This is a genomic window from Actinomadura rupiterrae, assembly GCF_024172125.1.
GTDB lineage: Bacteria > Actinomycetota > Actinomycetes > Streptosporangiales > Streptosporangiaceae > Spirillospora > Spirillospora rupiterrae.
Genome location: NZ_JAMZEA010000012.1, coordinates 61,056 through 80,558 on the forward strand (window position 1 = coordinate 61,056; position 19,503 = coordinate 80,558).

General features: G+C 72.8%; 18 protein-coding genes. 7 read left to right on the forward strand and 11 right to left on the reverse strand.

Annotated features, from left to right (window positions below; all coding sequences use genetic code 11):
* Positions 1 to 11 precede the first annotated feature (11 nt).
* A complete protein-coding gene (locus FHU30_RS35650; RefSeq protein WP_253881953.1) occupies positions 12 to 1,415 on the reverse strand; it encodes a glutamine synthetase family protein in 1,404 nt (467 codons plus the stop codon).
* A 158-nt stretch (positions 1,416 to 1,573) separates the two neighbouring features.
* Between FHU30_RS35650 and FHU30_RS35655 the strand changes: the two genes are divergently transcribed.
* Positions 1,574 to 2,359, forward strand: coding sequence for an acetoacetate decarboxylase family protein (locus tag FHU30_RS35655; protein WP_253881954.1), 786 nt, complete (start codon positions 1,574 to 1,576; stop codon positions 2,357 to 2,359).
* A 194-nt stretch (positions 2,360 to 2,553) separates the two neighbouring features.
* Here the strand turns inward: FHU30_RS35655 and FHU30_RS35660 are convergent, their stop codons facing one another.
* A complete protein-coding gene (locus tag FHU30_RS35660) occupies positions 2,554 to 3,999 on the reverse strand; it encodes an APC family permease (RefSeq protein ID WP_253881955.1) in 1,446 nt (481 codons plus the stop codon).
* Between the two features lie 208 nt (positions 4,000 to 4,207).
* On the opposite strand from FHU30_RS35660, the gene FHU30_RS35665 reads away from it, so the two are divergent.
* Positions 4,208 to 4,780, forward strand: a complete 573-nt coding sequence (locus tag FHU30_RS35665; RefSeq protein ID WP_253881956.1) for a MarR family winged helix-turn-helix transcriptional regulator — start codon at positions 4,208 to 4,210, stop codon at positions 4,778 to 4,780.
* Between the two features lie 612 nt (positions 4,781 to 5,392).
* On the opposite strand, the gene FHU30_RS35670 is transcribed toward FHU30_RS35665, so the two are convergent.
* Genes FHU30_RS35670 through FHU30_RS35690 form a run of 5 tightly spaced genes read right to left on the reverse strand, consistent with a single transcriptional unit; the run spans position 5,393 to position 9,984 of the window.
* A complete protein-coding gene (locus tag FHU30_RS35670) occupies positions 5,393 to 6,580 on the reverse strand; it encodes an NAD(P)/FAD-dependent oxidoreductase (protein ID WP_253881957.1) in 1,188 nt (395 codons plus the stop codon).
* 9 nt (positions 6,581 to 6,589) lie between these two features.
* Entirely contained in the window at positions 6,590 to 6,778 is a 189-nt protein-coding gene (locus tag FHU30_RS35675) for a ferredoxin (RefSeq protein ID WP_253881958.1), read from the reverse strand.
* A 25-nt stretch (positions 6,779 to 6,803) separates the two neighbouring features.
* The gene (locus FHU30_RS35680) at positions 6,804 to 7,652 is read right to left on the reverse strand and encodes a fumarylacetoacetate hydrolase family protein (protein WP_253881959.1); all 849 of its coding nucleotides are present in this window, start codon (positions 7,650 to 7,652) and stop codon (positions 6,804 to 6,806) included.
* Positions 7,649 to 8,554 carry a 3,4-dihydroxyphenylacetate 2,3-dioxygenase gene (locus FHU30_RS35685; RefSeq protein WP_253881960.1) on the reverse strand — a complete coding sequence of 302 codons (906 nt, stop codon included), beginning with the start codon at positions 8,552 to 8,554 and terminating at the stop codon, positions 7,649 to 7,651. The genes FHU30_RS35680 and FHU30_RS35685 overlap by 4 nt, the downstream gene beginning before the upstream one ends.
* A complete protein-coding gene (locus FHU30_RS35690) occupies positions 8,542 to 9,984 on the reverse strand; it encodes an aldehyde dehydrogenase (protein ID WP_253881961.1) in 1,443 nt (480 codons plus the stop codon). The genes FHU30_RS35685 and FHU30_RS35690 overlap by 13 nt, the downstream gene beginning before the upstream one ends.
* A gap of 111 nt (positions 9,985 to 10,095) precedes the next feature.
* Between FHU30_RS35690 and FHU30_RS35695 the strand changes: the two genes are divergently transcribed.
* Positions 10,096 to 11,580, forward strand: coding sequence for an aldehyde dehydrogenase (locus FHU30_RS35695; RefSeq protein ID WP_253881962.1), 1,485 nt, complete (start codon positions 10,096 to 10,098; stop codon positions 11,578 to 11,580).
* Positions 11,577 to 12,281 carry a gamma-glutamyl-gamma-aminobutyrate hydrolase family protein gene (locus tag FHU30_RS35700; RefSeq protein ID WP_253881963.1) on the forward strand — a complete coding sequence of 235 codons (705 nt, stop codon included), beginning with the start codon at positions 11,577 to 11,579 and terminating at the stop codon, positions 12,279 to 12,281. The genes FHU30_RS35695 and FHU30_RS35700 overlap by 4 nt, the downstream gene beginning before the upstream one ends.
* Here the strand turns inward: FHU30_RS35700 and FHU30_RS35705 are convergent, their stop codons facing one another.
* Positions 12,282 to 12,983 carry a type 1 glutamine amidotransferase gene (locus tag FHU30_RS35705; protein WP_253881964.1) on the reverse strand — a complete coding sequence of 234 codons (702 nt, stop codon included), beginning with the start codon at positions 12,981 to 12,983 and terminating at the stop codon, positions 12,282 to 12,284. It abuts the gene before it with no gap.
* 95 nt (positions 12,984 to 13,078) lie between these two features.
* Here FHU30_RS35705 and FHU30_RS35710 point away from each other — a divergent pair, with 95 nt between their 5' ends.
* From FHU30_RS35710 to FHU30_RS35720, 3 genes are all read left to right on the forward strand, one after another.
* Positions 13,079 to 13,681, forward strand: a complete 603-nt coding sequence (locus FHU30_RS35710) for a TetR/AcrR family transcriptional regulator (RefSeq protein ID WP_253881965.1) — start codon at positions 13,079 to 13,081, stop codon at positions 13,679 to 13,681.
* A gap of 101 nt (positions 13,682 to 13,782) precedes the next feature.
* Entirely contained in the window at positions 13,783 to 15,354 is a 1,572-nt protein-coding gene (locus FHU30_RS35715; RefSeq protein WP_253881966.1) for an MFS transporter, read from the forward strand.
* A 101-nt stretch (positions 15,355 to 15,455) separates the two neighbouring features.
* Complete coding sequence (locus FHU30_RS35720) at positions 15,456 to 16,472, forward strand: LLM class flavin-dependent oxidoreductase (RefSeq protein ID WP_253881967.1); 1,017 nt, start codon at positions 15,456 to 15,458, stop codon at positions 16,470 to 16,472.
* Between the two features lie 23 nt (positions 16,473 to 16,495).
* Here the strand turns inward: FHU30_RS35720 and FHU30_RS35725 are convergent, their stop codons facing one another.
* The 3 genes from FHU30_RS35725 to FHU30_RS35735 form a co-directional block, all read right to left on the reverse strand.
* Positions 16,496 to 16,735: a ferredoxin gene (locus FHU30_RS35725; RefSeq protein ID WP_308211463.1), complete on the reverse strand. Its 240-nt coding sequence runs from the start codon at positions 16,733 to 16,735 to the stop codon at positions 16,496 to 16,498.
* Positions 16,736 to 16,749: 14 nt separating this feature from the next.
* Positions 16,750 to 17,925 (reverse strand): cytochrome P450, encoded by a 1,176-nt coding sequence (locus FHU30_RS35730; RefSeq protein WP_253881968.1) that lies wholly within the window; start codon positions 17,923 to 17,925, stop codon positions 16,750 to 16,752.
* Between the two features lie 178 nt (positions 17,926 to 18,103).
* A complete protein-coding gene (locus FHU30_RS35735) occupies positions 18,104 to 18,688 on the reverse strand; it encodes a TetR/AcrR family transcriptional regulator (RefSeq protein WP_253881969.1) in 585 nt (194 codons plus the stop codon).
* Positions 18,689 to 19,503 lie beyond the last annotated feature (815 nt).

The following is a 19,503-nucleotide window of genomic DNA, read 5'->3' on the forward strand; positions in this document are numbered from 1 at the left end:
GGGTCTCCTTCTCAGAGGTGGTAGGCGTACTCGCGGAACTCCCAGTCGGTGACGTACCGCTGGAACCGCTCCACCTCGTCGCGCTTGTAGGTCAGGAAGGCCCGGACGAACGGCTCGCCGAGCACGGTGGTCAGGTCGGTGTCGGCGTCCAGCGCGTCCAGCGCGGACGGGAGGTCGGCCGGCAGCAGGGGCGAGCGCTCGGCGTCGTAGCCGTAACCCTCCAGCGGCGCCGGGCATTCGAGCTTGTCGCGGATGCCGAGGTGCGCGGCGGCGACCAGGCCCGCGATGCCGAGGTAGGGGTTGGCGGTCGCGTCGCCGAGCCGGACCTCCAGGCGGGTCCCGGCGCCGCGCTCCGGCGGGATGCGGACCATCGCGCTGCGGTTGTCCAGGCCCCAGTCGATCAGCCACGGCGCGAGCGTGTCGGGCCCGAACCGCTTGTAGGAGTTGATCGTCGGGTTGAACAGCGCGGCGAGCGCGGGCGCGTGCGCGAGGACGCCCGCGACGGCGTGCCGGGCCGTGGCCGAGAGGCCATGCTCGTCTTGCTCACCGGCCAGCACATTGTGGCCGGTCTGGTCGCAGAGCGAGAGGTGGACGTGGAAGCCGGAGCCGCCCTCGTCGTTGAACGGCTTCGCCATGAACGTCGCGAGCCGCCCGCCGGTGCGGGCGATCTCCTTGACGGCGGCCTTGAAGCGGAACGCGCGGTCGGCGGCGTCCACGGCCTCGGAGTGGTCGAGGTTGATCTCGAACTGGCCGCCGCAGAACTCGTGGTTGCCCATCGTCGCGCCGATCCCGTAGTCCTTCAGGTGGCGCAGCGTGGACAGCAGGTGGCCGTCGGGGTCGCCCTTGCGTCCGGCGACGTAGACGTTGCCGGGGGCGTCGCCGTAGCGGCGCCATCCGGTGGGGCTCTGCGGGTCGGGCTCGCAGAGGAAGTACTCCAGCTCGGGGCCGGCGACGGCGGTCAGCCCGGTCTCGCCGAGCGCCGCGACGACGCGCCGGAGCACCTCGCGGGGGCCTTCGGGGCAGGGGTCGGTGACGTGCGGCTCGAAGGCGTCGCCGAGGCAGTGCGCGACGCCCGGCTCCCACGGGAGCGGGGCGAGCGTCGCCAGGTCCGGGACGACCCGGATGTCCGGCAGGCCGGCGCCGAGTCCCTCGGGCAGCGGCACCACGTCCCCCTGCGGCGTGGTGTGGTAGACGGCGCGGCAGAACGCCAGGCCGTGCTCCATCACCGCGGGCAGCCGCTCGACCAGGACGTCCCGGGCGCGCTCGGTCCCGATGAGGTCCGGGTAGGCGACGCGGACGACGTCGATCCCGGCCGCGGCCAGCCGCTCGACGACCTGCTCGACGGGCTCGCCGCCGCGTCCTGCGTGCTGGTGCCCGGCCCCGCGGGCGCGGGCACCGTCGAGTGGGTTGCTCACCGTCGAACTCCCTCACCGGGGGGTCATTTGACCCCAAACCATATGGTCGGAAGTAAGCGCTGACAAGCCCCCTTTCGTCCAGTTTCGTGGCACCTCTGGCCGACCTCCGGCTCGCGCCGATATCGTACGGGCCCAAACGAGCACCTCGAAGGAGCAGCATGGACGTGCGAGGCTTCCTGCACCCCCGAACCGCGACGGGCCGTTCGTCGCTGATCCCGAGCCCGCCGTGGCACTACTCCGGCGACCTGCTCACCGTCGAGTACCGGACGGACCCGGCCCGCGTGGCCGAACTGCTCCCCGCGCCGCTCTCCCTCGCGGACGAGGACCCGGGCGCCGTCGCGCTGATCTGGGCGGACTGGCAGTCCTGCTCGTCCTCCGGCGAGGAACTGCTCGACCCCGTCCGGTCGCAGTACAAGGAGTGCTTCGCCGTCGTCCGATGCTCCTTCGAAGGCCGGACGTACTCGCGCTGCGTCTACATCTGGGTCGACAAGGACTTCGCCATCGCGCGCGGCCTGCACCAGGGCTACCCGAAGAAGCTCGGCTCGATCCACCAGACCCGTCCGCACCCCTTCGGCGCCGCCGCGCCGCGCATCGCCGAGGGCGGACGCTTCGGCGCGACCCTCGCCGCCGCCGACCGCCGCCTCGCCGAGGCCGTCGTCACGCTGCGCGAGCCGTCCGAGACCAACGGCTTCGTGAACGGCCACCCGATGGCCCACCACCGCTACCTGCCGAGCATCGAGACCGGCGGCGCGCCCGCCCTGGACGAGCTCATCGAGTCCGGCGCGTCCTCCTTCGAAGCCGGCCCGGCCTGGCGCGGCGACGCCGACCTCCGCCTCTTCGACTCCCCCACCGAGGAACTCGCCGCGCTCCACGTCGACGAGATCATCGGCGCCTACTACCGCCAGGTCGGCGTCGTCTGGAACGGCGGCCGCAAACTAACCTGACCCCCACCCCTGCGCTTTCCGACCCGCGGGGCTCGCCAGCGCCGCGAGGCTTGCCCATCCGCGGAGCTTGCCGACCAGCGGGCCTGCCAGCCTCGCGAGGATTGCTGACTCGCGGGGCTTGGCAGGACGGTGGGGGTTGGTTTGGTGCGGGCGGCGGGTCGGTAGGGCACCGGCGCGCCGCTTCGCAATTTGGGTCAGCCTCGGCCTATGCGTTCGTAGGAGGTCGGGCGGACGGTTCGGAGGACGAGTGCGAACGCGACTCCCGCCGCGGCGACGGCGAAGATGGTGCCGGGGAGGATCCAGACCAGCGGGGAGTTCTTGTCCGCGCCGAGCAGGGCGTCGAAGTTCCGCAGGCAGACGACGAACAGGGCGGCCAGGCCGAGCGCGGCCAGGACGGGCGCGATGAGGCGGTTCCAGAGGTTCTCGCCGCGCGCGTCCTTCAGGAAGTACGCGACGACGGCGGCCGAGGTGAGCGCCAGCAGGAGCATCACGCCGAGCGCGCCGAGGTTGGTGAACCAGTTGAACAGCGTCAGCACCGGGTCCTTGCCGGACGCCGCGAAGACCACGACCACGGCGATCGCGAGGACGGTCTGGGCGGCCGATCCCACGTGCGGGGAGCTGTGCTTCGGGTGCGTCCGGGCGAGCGGGGAGGGGAGCACGCCGTCCCGTCCGAGCGAGTAGAAGTAGCGCGCGACCGCGTTGTGGAACGACAGCAGCGCCGCGAACAGGCTCGTGACCAGGAAGAGCTGCGCGAGGTCGGAGAAGGACCTGTTCAGGTGCTCGGCGGCGAGGCTCCAGATCATGCCCGGCCCCTCCTTGCCGGACCGCTCGACGATGTGCCGCGGCCCGGCGCCGATCGTGATCGCCCACGCGGTGAACGCGTAGAAGAGCGCGATGACCGCGACGGCGATGTAGGTCGCGCGGGCGACCGTCCGGCGTGGGTCGCGGCACTCCTCGCTGTAGAGCGCGGCGGCCTCGAAGCCCATGAAGCTCGCCATCGCGGCGACCATGGCCGCGCCGGTCGCGCCGGTCTGGACGGCGTCCCAGCCGAGGGGCTGCGCGGTCACGCCGTCCGGCGCGTCCGCGAACTGGGCGAGGTCGAACACCAGGACGGTCAGGAACTCGACCGCGAGCAGGACGCCGAGGACCCGCGCGTTCAGGTCGATGCGCCGGAACCCGAGGACGGCGACGACCGCGACGCCGGCGAGCGCGACCGTCCACCAGGGCAGGTCCCAGCCGAGCCTGCTCTTCAGCAGGTCGGCCGTCGTGAACCCGAAGATCCCGTACAGGCCGACCTGCATCGTGTTGTAGGAGAGCAGCGCGATGAACGCGGTCGCGACTCCGGCGACGCGTCCGAGGCCGTGCGTGACGTAGGCGTAGAACGCGCCGGCGTTGGCGATCGAGCGGCTCATGGCGGCGTACCCGCCGGTGAACACGATGAGCAGGACGCCGAGGACGACGTACAGCGCGGGGATGCCGAGCGTCCGCGAGACCGCGAACGAGGTGGGCATGCCGCCCGCCGCGACGGTCAGGGGCGCGGACGCGGCGACGACGAAGAACACGATGCCGGGAACGCCGATGCGGCGTCCGGGGCGGTCGGCGGGAGCGGACAGGGGGGATGCGACGTCTGAGATCGCCATCAGCGGCTCCAGGCTGGGCGCGACAGGACGCCCGGCGCGGCGGGACCTCTGGACACGGCACGCGGGCCGAAGGAGGTCGTTCGGCCCCGCACGACGTCCGGGTCGCCCGATCGTACGGATTCAAACGAGCGCCGACAAGGGTAGGTTCTGCTTGAGCCACGGCGGAACGCTGGGCGGCGGGACGGCTTCCGAGACGGATGGAGAGCGCGTGACCGGGCACCACACCCTCGGCGAGACCGAGCAGGCGATCCAGCGACGGCTCGGCGACGTGCCCATCCGGCACGACGCGATGATGGCGGTCTCGAACATCTACCGCGCCGCGACGGCCATCCGGCAGCACGTCGAGGGCTCGGTGCTGCGCCAGGCCGACCTCACCTGGACCGCGTTCGTCGTCCTGTGGGTGGTGTGGATCTGGGACGAGATGGAGACCCGGCACGTCGCCGAGGAGGCGGGCATCTCCAAGGGCACGCTCACCGGCGTCGTCCGCACCCTGGAAGGACGCGGCCTCCTGGAGCGCCGTCAGCACGCCACCGACGGCCGGCTCGTCCTGCTCCGCCTGACCGCCGAGGGGTCGGACCTGATGTGCGACCTCTTCCCGGCGTTCAACGCCGAGGAGGCCTTCGTGGCGACACCGCTGTCACCTGGCGAGAGCAAGAGTCTGGCGCATTCGCTGCGTGCCATCGTCGAGCACCTGGAGGCCGAGGGCGACGACCGCCGCAAGGCCCTCCGCGCCGACTCCCCACCCCCACCCCGCCGCTCCGGCCGCCGCCCCCGCCTCTAACCCACCAACACCCACCACCACCCCCCGCCCCACCCCGCCCCGCACCTCCGCCCGCCCCGCGCCTCCGCCCCACGCTTCCGTCCGCCCCGGGTCTCCGCCCGCACCGCCCCACACCTCCGTCCCGCGCCACGCGTCCGCCCGCCCCACGTCTCGTCCCACGCGTCCGTCCGCCCCGCCCCTCGCCCGCACCGTCCCGCGCCTCCGCCCCGCCCGCGCCTCCGTCCGCCCAGCGCCTCTGCCCTGCCATGCGCCTCCGTCGCGCTGGGGCTCCGTCCGCTCCGCACCTCGAACCCTGCGCCGACAAGCATCCGCGCGCCTCCTCCATCCCAGGGTGAGTGAATACTCACTGACCGCGAGTGGGCAATCACTCACCTCAACCGGCCGACGCGATGGCGTCCACGAGGAGCATGCAAGAGCGCGGGATCGCCGACGACGCCGGGCCCAGCAGGACGACGCCCCGCCTCCGCCCCGGCGCCTTGGGCCCCGCGTCGGCAGACATCTCGCACCTCACCCCACCCCGGGGTGGGTGAATGCTCACTGAGCGCTAGTGAGTATTCACTCACCTCGGTTGCGAGTGAATGCCCAGTGAGTGCTAGTGAGCGTTCACTTACCTCAGACGGATGCGGGGGTGGCGTCCATGAGGAGCTTGCGGTACCGCGGGATCGCCGAGGCCAGGCCCAGCAGGACGACGCCTACGAGCTCGCCGTCGCGGTGGTAGCCGACGGCGCATTCGGACGTCATGTCCCCTTCGAGGACGCGGATGTCGTCCGCGCCCAGGCCAGGCACGCCGAAGGACTGGATGCGCATGTCGTACTGGTCGCTCCAGAACGACGGGAGCGGGACGAAGGGCGGGGCGTCCACACCGAGGAGCGTGCGGGCGGCCTTGCGGGCGGTGTCGGTCGGGATCGACCAGTGCTCCACCCGGCGGCACACGTCGTCGTAGCGGACGTTGGGGAAGCGGGCCACGTCGCCGACCGCCACGATGTCCGGACGGCCCTCGACGCGCAGGTCGGCGTCGCAGAGGACGCCGTCGGACAGGTCCAGGCCGTTGCCGTCCAGCCAGGAGACGCACGGGGTCGATCCGACGGCCTCGATGATGACGTCGGCGGCGACCGCCGAGCCGTCCGAGAGCACGACATCCGCGGCAGTGCGGCTCGATATGCCCGTTGAGAAGGCGGTTACGGTGCGGCCTAGGAGGAAGCGGACGCCCTCGGCCTCGTGGCGGCGGCGCAGTTCGGCGCCCAGGTCGGGGCCGAGCGGGGTCATCAGGGGCTCGGCGGCAGCGCAGACGACCGTGACCTCGGCGCCGAGCCTGCGGGCGGTCGCGGCGACCTCGCAGCCGACGAAGCCCGCGCCGATCACGACGACCCGGACGCCCGGCGCGAGGGACGCGCGGAGGCGGGTCGCGTCGTCCAGGGTTCGGACGACGTGGCGGCGGTCCTCCAGCCCGGGCAGCGGCAGCCGGCGCGGACGCAGGCCCGTCGCGACCACGAGGCCGTCGTAGGCGAGGGTCGAGCCGTCCAGCAGGGTGAGCCAGCGGGCAGCGAGGTCGGACGAGACGACCGGCATGCCCAGCCGCCAGTCCACGTCCTCGACCGAGGAGCGCATCCGGAACGCGACCGCCGCGTGCGTGACCTCGGAGGCGAGCACCTCCTTGGACAGCGGCGGGCGGTTGTAGGGCCGGTACGGCTCGTCCCCGACCACGGTCAGCTGCCCGGTGAACCCGGCCGCGCGCAACTGCTCGGCCGCGCGCAGCCCGCCCATGGACGCGCCGACCACCACGATCCGCCGCATGCTCATCCCTCCAGGTCAGCCTTCGAGAGTGATGGCTTGGAGGGGGCAGACGTCGGCGGCTTCCTCCACGGCGTCGCGAAGGGAGTCGTCGGGAACCGACTCGTACTCCAGGTGGCCCTCGGCGTTCAGGCGGAACACCTCGGGGGCGGAGAAGACGCACTGGCCGTGGTCCTGGCAGCGGTCCATGTCCACGATGATCTTCATGGCGGCGGTTCCTCTCAAGCGAAGGTCAGCGGCGCGGCGCGCGGATGCCGCGGAATTCCCAGTCGCCGCCGAAGGCGGTCGAGACGACCTCTTCGGACTCGGTGGGCTGGGCTCCGCAGTCGTCGCGGACCGGCACGGGGCCCGTGACGATGTGGTTGGTGAGGCGGCCCAGGCCCTCGGCCTCGACCTCGACGACGTCGCCGGGCGCGACCGGGCGGGAGTTGGCCGGGGTGCCGGAGAGCAGGACGTCGCCGGGGTTGAGGGTGATCGTGCGGGCGATGTCGGCGACGAGGTAGTGCATGTCCCACTGCATCTCGTCGGTCGAGCCGTCCTGGACGAGTTCGCCGTTGACGTAGGTGCGCAGGTACTTGCCGCGGAAGTCCCAGCCGGTGACGAGGCCGGGGCCGAGCGGGCAGAGGGTGTCGGAGCCCTTGACGCGCAGCATCGAGCCCGCGTCGGTGTCGCGGAAGTCGTGCAGGCCGTAGTCGTTGGCGACCGTGTAGCCCGCGATGTAGTCGCCCGCCTCGGCGGGCGCGATGTTGCGCGCGGTGCGGCCGATGACGATGGCGATCTCGCCCTCGTAGTTGAGGTACTTGCAGCCCTCGGGCCGGACGACCGCGCCGTTGTGGGAGTTCAGCGCGGACGTCGGCTTGTGGAAGTAGGTCGGCGCGGGCGGCAGCGAGGTCTGGAACTCCTCGACGCGGCTGCGGTGGTTCAGGTGCACCGCGATGATCTTGGACGGCTCGACCGGCGGCAGGTGCACGGCGCCGGTGACCGGGACGCGGCGGCCGTCGGCGGACACCAGCTCCGAGCCGTCGCGCACGACGCGGGTCACCGCGCCGTCCAGCAGGATCCGGCGGTACTCCACGGTCATCGGGCCGTCCATCCGTTCTCGGGCCGGTCGAACCAGAGGTGCACCTGGCCCGTGCCGACGCTGTTCTCGTACTCGCTGTAGAGGCGGCCGGGGGCGGTGCAGTCCCGCTCGCCCAGCGCGCCGATCATCATCAGGTAGTGCCCGAAGCGAGCCTCGGGCTTGTACTTGAGGAACTCCGGCATGTTGTCCAGGACGCGGGCGTGGTCGCCCTTCCCGAACCACTCGATGAGCTGCTCGTCCGCGCGCCGCGCCGCGTCGGTGAAGATGTGGGACGGGTCGGCGGACTCGTGGTCGCGGATCTGCCGCAGCGGCCAGAAGGTGTGCGACAGCGCGCCGGACGCGATCAGCAGGACGCGCCGGTCGGTGTCGGCGATGCCCGCGGCGAGCGCGCGGCCGAGTCGCAGGTTGTCCTCGACGTCGGCGGTCTGGCACACGCCGATCGAGATCCACTTCTTGCCCGCCTGGTCCAGGTACGGGAAGTCGCGGACGCCGAGGAACGTCCACAGGTTGACCGTGGCGTAGTGGATCGGCAGGTACGGGTCGTCCACCGGGGTGATCCAGGTGCCCTGCTCGGCCGCGTGCGAGGCGATCGCGTGCGCCAGCTCGGGGTCGCCCGGGAAGTCGTACGGCACCCGGCACATGCCGCGCGGCAGCTCGTCCGACGTGTAGAGCCCGGCGCGGCGGGCGTGCGCGGTGACGACGAACTCGACGGTCGTGGCCCAGTGCGAGTCGAGGACGACGACGGTGTCGTAGTCGTCCCGGTCGAAGACGTCCGCGCGGAGCCGTTCGAGGCCGGCGACGAGCGTGGAGTCCTCGCCGTTGTTCAGCTCGCGGCGCGTGACCTCGGGCAGGACGATGGTGGGGACGTGCGCGAGCAGCCCCGCGCCGACTACTTCTCCCATGGGGCCGTCACCGTGTTCTTCAGATCGCAGTAGAAGTCGAAGGACCAGTCGCCGCCCTCGCGCCCGACGCCGGACTGGCGGGACCCGCCGAACGGCGCGCGCAGGTCGCGGACGAAGAAGCAGTTCACCCAGACCGTCCCGGCGACCAGGGCGGACGTGACGCGCCGCGCGCGCTCGGCCGATCCGGTCGCGACGGTCGCGGCGAGACCGAACTTGGTCTCGTTGGCCATCGCGATGGCCTGCTCTTCGGTGTCGAAGGTCTGGAGGGTCAGGACGGGCCCGAAGACCTCCTCCAGGACGATCTCCTCGCCGGGCGTAGCGAACAGCGTCGGACGGTAGTACAGACCGCCCAGATCCTCGTTCGGGCCGCCGCCCATCAGGGTGGTCGCGCCGTCCGCCTTCGCCCGCTGGACGAACCCGTCCACGCGCTCGAAGTGCTTACGGTGGATCTGCGGGCCGATGTCGGTCGCGGCGTCGCGCGGGTCGCCCTGCTTGAGTTGCGACGCCTTGGCGATGAAGCGCGCGGTGAACTCGTCCGCGACGGACGACTCGACCAGCAGCCGGGTCGCGGCGAGGCAGACCTGGCCGGCGTTGTCGTACTGCTCGACCGCGAGGTCCACGGCGAGGTCGAGGTCGGCGTCGGCGAAGACGAGCAGCGGGGACTTGCCGCCCAGCTCCAGCGACATCGGCGTCAGGTTCGGGGCGGCCGCGGCGGCGATCGTCCGGGCGGTCGGGACGGACCCGGTGAAGCTGATCCGCCGGACGTCCGGGTGCGCGGTCAGCGGGCCGCCGACGTCCGCGCCGTAGCCCTGGACGACGTTGAACACGCCGTCCGGCAGCCCGGCCTCGGCGGTGATGTCGGCGAGCAGGGACGCGGTCAGGGGCGTCCACTCGGCGGGCTTGAGCACGACCGTGTTCCCGGCGGCGAGCGCCGGGGCGATCTTCCAGGTGGCGAGCATCAGCGGCGCGTTCCACGGGGTGATCAGCGCGCAGACGCCCGCCGGGTCCCAGGAGACGTGGTTGGTGTGGCCGCGGGTCTCGAAGTCCTCGTGGCCGAGGTTCAGCAGCCAGTCGGCGAAGAAGCGGAAGTTGTGCGCGACGCGGGGCATGACGCCGCGGCGGTGCGAGCGGATCAGCGCGCCGTTGTCGTGCGTCTCGACCTGCGCGAGCTCCTCGATCCGCTTCTCCACGCCGTCCGCGATCGCGTGCAGCAGGCGGGCGCGCTCCTCGCGGGACGTCCGGGACCAGGCCGGGAACGCCCTGTGCGCGGCGGCGACGGCGGCCTCGGCCTCGCGCGCGCCGCCGGAGGCGACCTCGGCGAGCGGCGCGCCGTCGATGGGCGACACGTCGGTGAACGTCGCGGCGGACGGCACCCGCTCGCCGCCGATCCAGTGGCCGGTGTCGACGGCGACACCCGCGATCGTTGCCACGGCACCTCCAAGTTGTTTGACCCCAAATAAGTTTCCGGATGGGAGTGACGGAGGTCAACCCCCGGTCATAACATTCGGGACCAAATGAACTCCCGACCCCGAGGAGGGACCGTGCCCGACATCTCCCACCAGGAGTGGCGCGAGCGGGCCGCCCGGCTCGTCCCGGCGACCGCGCACCGCATCGGCGGAACCGCCTGCGACGCGGGCGGCGACGGCTTCGACGCGGTCTCCCCTCGGGACGGCGCCGTGCTCGCCCGCGTCCCGTCCGCCGGGAAGGACGAGGTGGACCTCGCCGTCGCCGCCGCCCGCCGCGCGTTCGACGAAGGCCCGTGGCCGCGGCTAAAGCCGGCCGAGCGCAAGGCCGTCCTGCTGCGCTGGGCGGACCTGGTCGAGCGCGACCGCGCCGACCTCGCGCTGCTGATCGCGCTGGAGATGGGCAAGCCGGTCGCCGAGGCGGACGGCATCGAGCTGCGCGCGGTCGTCAACGGGCTGCGCTGGTACGCCGAGATCGCCGACAAGGGCCTGGACGAGGCGCCCCGCACGGCGGACGGCTCGCTCGCCCTCGTCACCCGCGAGCCCGCCGGGGTCGTCGCGGCCGTCGTCCCGTGGAACTTCCCGCTCACGATGGCCACCTGGAAGCTCGCGCCCGCGCTCGCGGCGGGCTGCACGGCCGTGCTCAAGCCCGCCGAGGAGTCGCCGCTGTCGGCGCTGCGCTTCGCCGCCCTCGCGGACGAGGCGGGCCTTCCGCCCGGCGTCCTCAACGTCGTCAACGGCCCCGGCGAGGTCACCGGCCGCGCGCTCGGCGAGCACCCCGGCGTGGACGTGCTGGCGTTCACCGGCTCCACCGAGGTCGGACGGCACTTCCTGCGCTACGCGGCCGACTCCAACCTCAAGCGGGTGTGGCTGGAGCTGGGCGGCAAGTCCCCCAACATCATCCTGCCGGACGCGCCGGACCTCGACGCCGCCGCCGACACCGCCGCCTGGGGGATCTTCTTCAACGCCGGGGAGATGTGCACCGCGCCGTCCCGGCTGCTGGTGCACCGCGACGTCGCCGACCGCGTCGTGGAGCGGATCGTTGCGCGGGCCTCCGCGCTGCGCGTCGGCGACCCGCTCGACCCGGAGACCGAGATGGGGCCGCTCGTCTCGTCCCGGCACCGTGACCGCGTCCTGTCCTACGCGGAGGCCGGACGGGCCGACGGCGCGCGGCTGCTCGCGGGCGGCGCGTCCCTGGACCGTCCGGGCTTCTTCGTCCAGCCGACGGTGTTCGACCAGGTCACGCCGTCCATGCGGATCGCCCGCGAGGAGATCTTCGGGCCGGTGCTGTCGGTGCTAACCTTCGCCGACGCCGACGAGGCCGTGCGGCTGGCGAACGACACCGACTACGGCCTCGCCGCCGCCGTCTGGACGTCCGACCTGTCCAAGGCGCACCGGATCTCGCGCGCGCTCCGCGCCGGGACGGTCTGGGTCAATTGCTACGAGGAGGGCGACTACAGCGTCCCGTTCGGCGGCGTGAAGCTCTCCGGCCACGGACGCGACAAGTCGCTGCACGCGCTCGACAAGTACACCGACCTCAAGACCACCTGGATCGAGCTGTGAACGCCTCTGGGCTGAGGCCGCTGATCGCGCTGCCGTGCCGGTTCTCCGAGTCGGCGTCCGCGCTGCGGTACCGCGCCGAGGTCACCGCGCGGGCGCTCGCCGAAGCCGTCTGGCGCGGCGGCGGCGAGCCGTTCATGATGCACCCGGCCGCTCCGGAGGACGTCGCGTCCCGGCTGGCGCGCTGCGACGGCGTCCTGCTCCCGGGCGGCGGCGACCTGCACCCGCGGCACTACGGCGACGCCGACGAGCACGAGACCCTGTACGACGTGGACGAGGACCAGGACGCCTTCGACCTCGCCATCGCCCGGCACGCGCTCGGCGCCGGGCTCCCGCTGCTCGCGGTCTGCCGCGGCCTCCAGGTCGTCAACGCCGTCCGCGGCGGGACGCTCCGGCAGCACATGGAGCCCGACCACCGGCACGTCGTCCACCCGGTCGCGGTCACGCCCGGGACGCTGCTCGCCAAGATCGTCGAGGACGCGCAGGTGTCCGCGTCCTGCTACCACCACCAGGCCGCGGAGACCCTCGGCGCCGGTCTGGTCCCGGTGGCGCGTGCGGCGGACGGGACGGTCGAAGCGGTCGAACTGGACGACGCGCCGGGCTGGTTCCTCGGCGTCCAGTGGCACCCCGAGGACACCGCCGGCACCGACCCCGTCCAGCAAGCGATCTTCACCGCCCTGATCGAGGCCTCCACCGCTCCTTGATCAGTCGCGGGTACGCGGCGGCAGGTGCGCGGGGGCGACTTTCGTCAGGAAGGCGTCGAGGAGGGCGCCCATCAGGGCGGACGTCCGGACGGCCTGGGCGCGGACCTCGGCGAGGATCGTGTCCGGGTCGAGCCCGGCGCGGCGCAGCACGCCCGAGGCGCCGCCGTCCAGCCACTGCTCCAGGACGTCCGGGGTGATCTCCGGGTGGAACTGGACGCCCATCGAGCGGCCGAGGACGAACGCCTGCGGCGCGGCGTCGTTCCGGGCGATCACGCGGGCCCCGTCCGGCGCGAAGAAGCGGTCGTTGTGGAACTGGAACCACGGCCCGGACGGGACGAGCGAGGCGTCGTCGGTCTCGACGTCCACGAAGCCGAACTCGGCGCGGGCGGCGCGGTCGGTCCGGCCGCCGAGGGCGGTCGCGAGCAGCTGCGAGCCGAAGCAGATCCCGAGGACCGGGACGCCGGAGTCGTGCGCCCTCCGGATCAGCGCGAGCTCGGGCGCGATGGTCGGCGCGACCTCCGGGTCGTGCGCGGACCAGGCCGCGCCGAGCGGCGCGACAAGCTCGAACCCGGCGGGATCGGGCAGCTCGGCGCCGGGGCCCTTGACCACGTGCTCCTCGCACTCCCAGCCGCGTTCGGCGAGCGCGGACTGGAGGCCGTCGACGGGTGCGGACGACTCGTGATTGATGATCAGGGCACGCATGCGACATATCGTACGGTCCCGAACGAACCAGAACCAGCCGGTCTTTCCGGGCTCCGGGGTTGCGCTGCGCGCCGGTTGCAGTAAACATTTACTTCATGACCGACAGCCGGACCGCACTGCTGGACGCCGCCGCCGAGGAGTTCGCCCGCCACGGGTTCAAGGGCGCGCGCGTCCAGGAGGTCGTCCGGCGCGCCGGGGTCAACGAGCGGATGATCTACCACCACTTCGGCAACAAGGAGGGCCTGTACCGGGCCGTCGTCCAGGACCTGCGCCGCCGCACCGGCGAGCTCTGGACGCCCGTGCTGGCCGAGGCGGTCGCGATGGAGCCGGTGGACGGCGTCCGGCACGCGCTGCGCGGCCTGTTCGTGTCGCTCGACACCGTCCCGCAGATGATCGCGGTGATGCTGCACGAGTGGCTGTCCGGCGAGTGGCGCTCGTCCATGCCCGGCCCGGACGAGCTGCCCGTCGAGCTGCGAAAGCTCTACGAGCGCGGCCAGGACTCGGGGACCTTCACCCCGGACGTCCCGTTCGAGGTCGTGTACGGCTCGGTCATCGGCTCGGTGATCTCCACCAACGTGTTCGTCGGCCGCTTCGCCGAGTTCAACCCCGGCAGCATCCCCGCCGACAAGGCCACGCAGCGCGAACTGGCCATCGAACAACTCCTCTACGGGATGAGCACCCGCACCCGCACCCGCTGACCGCGCGCCCCCGACCCTGCGCTTGGCACCCCATACCCCAGCCCGCTTCACTCCGTCGTGCAGTAAATATTTACTGCGCCCCTCGATCGGGAGTACCGGACATGGCAGAAACCACACTCAGTCCCCCGCCGCCCGAGGCGCGGCGGCTGTCGCCCGCGCTGCTCCGGCTGGCGGGCGTGATCATGCTCGCCTCGCTGATGATGCAGCTCGACATGACGATGACCGGCATCGCGACCAGGACCCTGCTGCGGCGCTTCGACACCACGCTCAGCACCGTCCAGTGGGTGACCACCGGGTACATGCTCGCGATGGCCGTGGTCATCCCGGTCGCGGGCTGGGGCATGGAGCGGTTCGGCGCGCGTGCGGTCTGGATGACCTCGCTCGTGCTGTTCCTCGCCGGGTCGGTGGCCTGCGGAGCGGCCTGGTCGATCTGGTCGCTGGTGGCGTTCCGGGTCGTGCAGGGCCTCGGCGGCGGGCTGATCCTGCCGCTCGCGCACGCGATGGCGGCGCGCGAGGCCGGGTCCGAACGGCTCGGCAGGATGACCGCGGCGATCGCCGTCCCGTCCCTGCTCGGGCCCGTCCTCGGGCCGGTGCTCGGCGGCTGGATCGTCAGCGATCTCGACTGGCGCTGGATCTTCTTCGTGAACGTCCCGGTCTGCGCCGCCGCGCTCCTCCTGTCGCCCCACGCCGTCCCCTCCGACCGAGGCCCCGCCCCGTCCGGCGAGGGCCCCGTCCCGTCCGAGCAAGGCCCCGTCCCGTCCGGCCAAGGGCCGACCGCGTCCGGGCGAGGCCCCGCGGCTTCTGAACAAGGCTCCGCCCCGTCCGACCAAGGGCCGGTCCCGTCCGGCCGAGGAGCCTCGCCGTCCGATGCGCGGGGCGGACGGGCGCCGTTGGATGTGGTGGGGCTCGGGCTGCTTGCGGGGGCTTCGGGGGCGCTGGTGTACGGATGCGCCGAGATCGGACGGCTCGGGTCGTTCACCAATGCGCGCGTCGTCGTCGCGCTGGTCGCCGGGGTCGCGCTGCTCGCGGCGTTCGTGGCGCACGCGCTGCGTCCCGGGGTTTCGCCGATCATCGATCCGCGGCTGTTCCGGTCTCGTGGCTTCGCCGCCCCGGCCGCCGGGATCCTGCTGGCCACCGTCCTGATGTTCGGCGCGCTCGGCCTGCTGCCGCTCTACTTCCAGCAGGCGCGCGGCGAGGACGCCCTGCACACCGGCCTGCTGATGATCCCCTTCGGCGTCGGGATGGGCGTGGCGCTGGCCGTCAACGGCCTGCTCGCCGACCGCGTGCCGGCCCGCCTGCCGGCCGTCGCCGGGACCGTCCTCACCGGGATCGGCGCGCTGCTGTTCACCCGCTTGGACGCCGGAACCGGCGATGTGCTGACCGGAACGGCGCAGGTCCTGTACGGCGCGGGCATCGGCGGGCTGCTCGTGACCGTCCTGACGGCGGGGATGCGCGGCGTGCCGCCCGCGGCCATCCCGCGCGCCTCGACGGCGCTGCGCATCCTGCAGCAGATGGGCGGGTCCTTCGGCAGCGCGCTGCTGTTCGTCGTGCTGCAACGGCGGGAGGCCGCCCATCCCGGCGCGGACGCGTTCGGGCACACCTTCTGGTGGCCGGTCGCCTGCACCGGGCTCATGCTCCTGGCCGCTCTCGCGCTGCCGTCCCGCCGTCCCTGACCAGGCTCGCCCCGGCTCCGCAGTGCGCGGGGCCGGGGGTGTGAGATGGGACGCTTGTCCGGTTGGGAAGAGGACGGGAGCGACGGGGGTTGCCACTGAGCATGAGTCTCCCGTTCTCCGTGCTCGATCTCGCGCCCGTCGCGTCCGGTTCGACGTCCGCGCAGGCGCTGCGCAACACCCTGGACCTCGCCCGGCACGTCGAGGACCTCGGCTACCACCGGTACTGGCTCGCCGAGCACCACCGGATGCCGGGCATCGCGTCCTCGGCGACGTCGGTGGTGATCGGGCAGGTCGCGGCGGCGACGGAGCGGCTGCGCGTCGGGTCCGGCGGGATCATGCTGCCCAACCACGCGCCGATGGTGGTGGCCGAGCAGTTCGGCACGCTGGAGGCGCTGTTCCCGGGCCGGATCGACCTCGGCCTCGGCCGCGCGCCCGGCACCGACCAGGAGACCGCGCGGGCGCTGCGCCGCACGCCCGGCCCGCTCTCGGTGGACGACTTCCCCGAGCAGCTGCACGAGCTGCGCGCCTACTTCGAGGACGGCGGGACCGTCACGCCCGCGGCGGGCAACCGTCCGCCGGTGTGGCTGCTCGGCTCCAGCGGCTACAGCGCGCGGCTGGCCGGGCTGCTTGGCCTGCCGTTCGCGTTCGCGCACCACTTCAGCGCGGAGAACACGCTGCCCGCGCTGGCCCTGTACCGCGAGTCGTTCCGTCCTTCGGCGGACGGCCTGTCCGAGCCCTACGCGATGATCGCCGTGTCGGTGACCGCCGCCGAGGACGACGCGACGGCCGAGCGGCTCGCGCGCCCGCAGGCGCTGTCCTTCCTGCGGCTGCGCCAGGGGCGTCCGGGCACGCTGCCGTCCCCGGCGGAGGCCGACGCGTACCCGTACACGCCGCTCGACCACGAGGTGATCCGGTCCCGGCAGGACGCGCAGGTCGTGGGCGGGCCCGCGACCGTCCGGCAGAAGATGGACGCGCTGATCGAGGCGACGTCCGCCGACGAGGTCATGGTGACGACGATGGTCCACGACCATGACGACCGCCGCCGCTCCTACGAGATCCTCGCGGGCCTCTACGGTCTGGTCTCGGCTGCTCCGCAGGGCGACCTGGCGCGCCGCTAAGGGTTCTGGCGCGCGGTTTGGGGTTATCGGGCGCGCCGCTGAGGGTTTCGGCCGCCGTCCTCTTCGAGGGTGAGGACGGCGTTGGGGCACATGTCGGCCGCGAGGCGGACGGCCTCGTGCCGCTCCGCCGGCGGGGTCTCGGTCATGAGGACGACGGTGCCGTCCTCGTCGGACTGGTCGAAGACGTCCGGCGCGTACAGGGCGCACTGGCCCGCGCCGAGGCAGCGGTCGCGATCCGCGATGATCTTCATGTCCTCGCTCATCCCGGCTCTTGGCCTCACTCGTCCCAGCTCACGGGCAGGCCGTGCACGCCGTAGATGGCCATGTCGTGCCGCATCGGGACCTCGTCCGGCGGGACGGCCAGGCGCAGGCCCGGCAGGCCGTCGAACAGGGCGGTCAGCGCGATCCTCATCTCGATGCGGGCGAGCTGCTGCCCGAGGCACTGGTGGATGCCGTGCCCGAACGCGACGTGCTGCGACGGCGGCCTGGTGACGTCCAGCTCGTCCGGGCGGTCGAAGTGCCCGGGGTCGCGGTTGGCGGCGGGCAGCGACAGCACGAGCGTCTCGCCCTTCCGGACGGCGTGCCCGTCGAGGTCGATGTCCTCCTTCGCGACCCGGGTCGCCCCGAACTGGATGATCGTCAGGTACCGGAGCAGCTCCTCGACCGCGCGGTCGGCGACCTCCGGGCCGCCGGTCCGGAAGGCGTGCAGCTGGTCGGGATGGGTGAGCAGGGTGAACGTCCCGAGGGCCAGCATGTTCGCGGTGGTCTCGTGCCCGGCGATCAGCAGCAGGCGGCCTACGCCGGTCAGCTCGGCATCGGTGAGGTCGGTCCCGGCGGCGATCAGCGTGCCGAGCAGCGCGTCGTCCGGTTCGCGGCGCTTGGCGAGGACGAGGTCGAGCATGTAGTCCATCAGCTCGTCCCGGGCGTCCTGGATCTCCTCGTCCGTCGCGGTGAGGCTCAGGACCTTCGCCGACCAGGCATGGAACCGGGTGCGGTCCTCGTACGGGACGCCGAGCAGCTCGCAGATCACCAGCGACGGGATCGGCAGCGTGAACGCCGGGACGAGGTCGGCGGGCGGGCCTCCGGCGCGCAGCGCGTCCAGGTGGTCGGCGACGATCCGCTCGATGCACGGCGCGAGGGCCCGCATCCGGCGGGTGCTGAAGTACGGCGTGAGCAGCCGCCGGTAGCGGGTGTGCTCGGGCCGGTCCATCGTGAGCATCAGGCCCGGGCGGTCCTCGGGCTTGAACGGCGGGCGGCCGCGCACCGGCGACGACGCGGTCACCCGGTCGGCGCTGTACCGCTCGTCCGCGAGGACGGCCCGGACGTCCTCGTGCCTGGTCAGCAGCCATCCGGTCTTGCCGTCGGGGAACGCCAGCCGCGAGATCGGCGACTCGTCGCGGAGCACGCCGAGCGCGGGCGGCGGGTCGAGCGGGTCGTCCCTCCGAACCGGCATCTCGGCGGCCGTTGAGGCGGACGCGGGGGCCGTTGAGGCGGAGGCGGGGGGCGTTGGAGCGCGCATGAGGGTCCCTTCCTCGGCGGATCGCGCTGCGCCGCTCCCCCGGCGGGTCCCGATTCCTGCGGGCCTCGCCGGGCGCGAGCGGCCTGCCCTCCGAAAATAGAACTGCTTCGTTCTATAGGCGAGGATCGCGCGAGTTCGGGACGTCCAGGAGGGGGGCCAGGATGCCGTCCACAAACCGGTCCACCAGCCCCGGATCTGGGCTTTCGTCCCTGACAAGCGCGTGACTGAAGATGACCGCGAAGGGCAGGTCGGCGAGCAGCCCGGCGTCCACCCGGTCCGGGATCTCGCCGCGGGCGCGTGCCCGGTCGAGCGCCGCCTCGATCGACCTGCGGACCGGCGCCGCCAGCCGTTCGCGCCGCAGCCGGGCCAGCTCGGGGTCCCTGCGGCTGCCTTCGAGCAGCGCGATCAGCAGCCCCCGGTCGAGGCCGGACTTGCTGTCGACATAGGCCGTGAGCAGCTGCCTGATGTCCTCAAGGAAGGACCCGGCGTCCCGCTCGGGGACCACCGGGCGGTACCGCTCCATCGCGGCCACCACCAGATGCGCCTTGGACGGCCAGCGCTGGTAGAGGCTCGCCTTCCCGGCGCGCGCCCGCTTCGCCACCAGGTCCATGGTCAGCCGCTCGTAGCCGACCTCGGCGAGCAGCGCGAGGACCGCGTCGAACAGCTCGGCCCGCCGCTCCGGCCTGCTCAGCGGCACCTTCCGGATCCCGGTCCCGGCCGTCCTCCGCCCCGGACGCCCCGCCGGCCGCCGCATCCCGGCCTCCGGGCGGCTCCCCGCCACTGGTTCGTCCCGCACGCCGTCCGCCCTTCCGATGGTGCACAGCACGGTAAGCCCCAAGTGACCGCGCGGCAGCCCCTAGAGACACGATGCTGCCCTCCCCGACATCCCGCCACCGATTCCTGCCCACCCCCACCCCCAGCACGACCAATCAGCCCCCCCCCCGAACGGATGAGGAAGAACGGCACCCAGCGACGACCCCGCGCAAGCGGACCGAACCAACCCGCTTAGCGGCACCTCCGTGCCGACGAAGCGGAACAGCGCGCCCAACAGCGGCCCCAGGCGCGCGAATCGGACCAGCGCGCTCAGCGGCAACTGCGCGCGGACGAAGCGGAACGGCGCGCCGAACGGCAGCCGCCACGCAAGCGGACCGGACCGGCCCGCTCAGCGGCACCTCCGTGCGGACGAAGCGGAACAGCGCACCCAACGGCGGCCCCCGGGCGGGCGGATCGGACCAGCGCTCAGCGGCAGCCGCGTGCGGACGAAGCGGAACAGCGCGCCCAACGGCAGCCGCCGGGCAGGCGGATCGAACCGGCAAGCTAAGCGGCACCTCCGTGCGGACGAAGCGAAACGGCGCGCCCAACGGCGGCCGCCGGGCGGGCGGATCGAACCAGCGCGCTCAGCGACAGCTGCGCGTGGACGAAGCGGAACGGCGCGCCGAAGGGCGGCCGCCGGGCGGGCGGATCGGACCGGCAAGCTAAGCAGCACCTCAGTGCGACCAAGCGGAACTACAA